Here is a 3,771-nt window from a genome sequence, read left to right as displayed (position 1 = left end):
ATGAAAACATATTATATTTAAAAATGATTAAAATAACTTTGTTTTACTATATATTTAGTTAAAACGCTTAAAAATTAATTAAATAGATTTTCAACGACTTATAGAATTATGGGACATCCCCTTAAAATAGAATAATCCAATATTTCTTTTATTGAAGCTCCTTTATTTAACATTCCTTTAAATGTTGTTTCTCCTAAAAGAACATAATGCCAGTTAGCATCCATTCTATCATCCCCCTTAAGCTGGTTGATTTTTTCAATAAATTCAAGCGTAGCTATTCTTTTAAATTGAACATTACCCGAACTAATCATATTGTCTGATTTTGTTTCAACAAGATAAATATCATTTGAAATTTTAACTATAAAATCTGGGAAATATCTTGCAAGCAATCCATCTTCTCGAATATAAGTTATTGTAGCAAAAGTGTGATAATATTCATTTATTTTTATAAAGGAATCAACTCTCCCATCAATATCAACATTTTCTATAAATAACTTTTCTAATCCTCCTTTATTTGAAGGATAAGGTAATCTATCATAAATAGACTTAGATACCTCTAATGAATAATTTTCTCTCATTCTTAATGTATCAATTTGTGAAAAGAAAATTTTATTAACTTCAGCTTCTTGAATATTAACATTTGTTTGCATTTGATAAATTTTTTTGCTGATTTCTTTAATAATATGATTAATAATAGATTTTTCAGACATTAAAAGAATTCTCCAATTTTCATTTTCTAATGGATTAAACTCTGTATTAAATAATTTATATCTAATATACTCATCAATTAATCTTACAATTTCAGCATTATTAATTTGCATTATTGGAAAAGATTTTTGACCCTTTTTAACAGATTGAAAGCTTGAAGTTATTGAATTAAGAATCTTAGAAATAAATTCATTATATGTTTCTGCAGAAAATAAATCTGCAGTAACATCATACTCTCCAAATCTTGTTCTAACTATAATATCATGAGATTCAAATTTTTCTCCTCCTTCTCCTTTAATTTTTTGAAGTGTTGATAATGGAATATTAAATGGTTCCATACCACCTAAAGATAATTCTTCTTTAGATAATATTTCCTCACGCTCCCTAAGAATAACAGGCCAATAAAAATCAAAACTTTTATAATTTTCTCTTAAGCCTACGGATATCATATCCCCTAAAGTATTTCCTGATTCTGGAGTATCTTCAACATTAATTACAACACCATCTTCTAAAAATTTATTATAAAAATCCATAAATTTAGGGTGTTCAATAATACTTAATAAATCTAAGTAATTAGAAGGCTCTTTTTTATCAACCAAAACATTTTTTCTATTTTCTTCTTTAGTATCAAAATATTCTGGTTCTCTCCACATTAATCTTAAACCACGACCAATAGTTTGTTCTAATAATATTGGTGCATCAGATGACCTAAGAGGAACAATAACACAAATATTGTTAACATCAAACCCTTCTCTAAGCATTAAAACTGAAATAATAATTTTTGGTTTTTTATAATTATCAATATTAAACAATCTTTGTTTAATTTCATTCCATTGTTTTTCTGAGACTTCTCCTTTCTTATTAGAATGAATTTCCATTATATCCTCATCATTCAAACCTTCATTTTTGAAAAATTCAGTCACATAGGGAGCTACTTGTGTATCTTCACACATTACAAGCATTTTAGGATGTTTATTTTCCAATTTAGTAAATTCCTCATCTAAAATTTTTAATTTTTTAAGTCCTGCTCTTAACATTAACCTTTGACCTTCACTAAGACCAATTACTTTTTTACCATCACGAATAGCTTTAAAATCCAAATCTATTGAGTCTATTTCCTTTCTCTTATCAATAGCTATCATCTTAACTAAACCATCCACAACAGCTTTTTTTAAATCAAAATCAACAATAATATGAGGAAAGTAATGTTTAATTTTATTTTTTCCAGTAGTATTACTAAAAGGAGTAGCTGAAAAATCAATTTGAATAAATCTATTTTGTTTATCTTTTGAAATAAAATTAAGACTTTTTTGCCATTGAACTTCTCCTATTTCCCCACCTTTTTTTATTTCATGAATATGATGTGCTTCATCATTAAAAACTACTAAATTATCTAAATCAGCTAAATATTCTATTTCGTTTCCTTTTAAAAAATTGTTATCTAAATTTTCTAAAGTATTTCCTCCAGATGTACCTGGAGAAATAGGAAGAACATTAGTTAAAACTTCTTTAGGATATTCTAATGGATTATCAATAACAATTTCTTCTTCAACACCTGCTAAAATGTGCCAGTTAGTAATAGCTATTAACCCATCTCCTGTTACTTTTGAAGATATTTCTTCTTTTTTAGCTACTGAATTCTGTACAAATGTCAAAATTACATCAGTATAATAATTAGGAATAAATAATTTTTTAAATTTATAAAAATCAGAACTTGAGAAGTTACGATTTCCTTCACTATCTTCTTTTCCAAGAAAAGCATCTAAAAGTCGATTGTATACTATTAGTCCAGGAGCGACAATTAAAAAGTTTTTTGAAAATTTTCCAGATTTTTCTGTACCATTTAAACTTTCAGCTCTTGCATTTAAATATTGCCAAATCAATATTGCATTCAATACCCACGTTTTTCCAGTGCCTGTAGCCATTTTAACAGCATACATAGGATGTTGATATTTTTGTTTACTTAAATCATCAACATCCATTTTTTGAAGGATTTCAGGATTAGTATTAAGATATAAATCCATTACATTTTCAACTTCTAAAACCTCATGAAGATAAATAATATTTAAAATAGCTTGTTTTTGCCCTTTATGAAAATTAATATCTCTTATATAAACAAAATTTTCATTAAACCAGTGCTTTAAAAGATCTTGAGTAACCGGGCTCACATTATCTAAAAATGAACCATTATCCCATGCTTTATTAACTTCCTCACTTAAAAAGTTAGCCATATCCAAAGGATTTTTCCCTGTACCTTTAATTTGTTTAGCCATAAAATACCTCCGTTATTTAAATTTAAATGTAGTTGCACTTTCAAATCCAAATACATCAATAGCTTTAACACAAACTGTTCTTGGGTAATCTAATTTAGGAACATTTAATCTAGCTTTTTTAACAACATTATATGGGTCATTATCATTAGTTGTATTTTGCCTATAGTCTTGCCATTTACTCCTAAATACTTCCCCATCATAATCTGGATCAATACTCCAATATTCAATTAAAGATAAAGGTTCCTTTGCAATAACATCACTAAGCTTTTTCTTATTTTTATCATCTAATGGCAACGCATCAGGAGATAATAAAACATAATTATCCAATTCTACAATTAATTCTTCATTTTCAGTGTCATAACTCTTTAACTCAGGACTTTTAATTTTAAGATATTGTAAAGATGAAAATCTAATATTTCCAGAGTCAATTAATTTTTTAGCATTTGATTTTGTTTTAAGTTGATCTAATAAATCAGGAGGAATAACAAGAACTTCTAAATTTTTATCATTTAATTGTTGAATATCCTGACCTATAGACTGGACAAAGTTCCATCCTAAAACAACAACTTTTTTCCATCCTCCTTTATATGTATTTCGAAGCCTTTGAGCTTTAACTAAAGTATTATATCCTGTCATTTTAGAAGGAGAATCTACATAAATAAGCACAGCTGTTAAGTTAAGGATTTAATCGATTCTATAGAATTGCCTTAAATTAAACATTGCTTCTTTATTTTTTTCTTATTTCAGAAACTTCTTCTACAATTGGTTCTATTTTTTCTTGGTGGGGTTT

General features: G+C 26.7%; 2 protein-coding genes. Both read right to left on the bottom strand.

Features of this window, described 5'->3' with window-relative positions:
- Positions 1-98: 98 nt before the first annotated feature.
- Complete coding sequence (locus MBFIL_RS03140) at positions 99-2,981, bottom strand: DEAD/DEAH box helicase family protein (protein ID WP_066971417.1); 2,883 nt, start codon at positions 2,979-2,981, stop codon at positions 99-101.
- 12 nt (positions 2,982-2,993) lie between these two features.
- Positions 2,994-3,647, bottom strand: coding sequence for a hypothetical protein (locus MBFIL_RS03135; RefSeq protein ID WP_211261697.1), 654 nt, complete (start codon positions 3,645-3,647; stop codon positions 2,994-2,996).
- Positions 3,648-3,771: the final 124 nt, after the last annotated feature.

It is taken from the genome of Methanobrevibacter filiformis, from assembly GCF_001639265.1.
Taxonomy (GTDB): domain Archaea; phylum Methanobacteriota; class Methanobacteria; order Methanobacteriales; family Methanobacteriaceae; genus Methanacia; species Methanacia filiformis.
Note: the sequence above shows the minus strand (reverse complement) of the source record. Positions and strands in the feature narration are given on the sequence as shown.

Bases quoted from the DNA above. Each gene is read 5' to 3' on its own strand.
- MBFIL_RS03140 (WP_066971417.1), bottom strand. From the start codon at position 2,981: ATGGCTAAACAAATTAAAGGTACAGGGAAAAATCCTTTGGATATGGCT.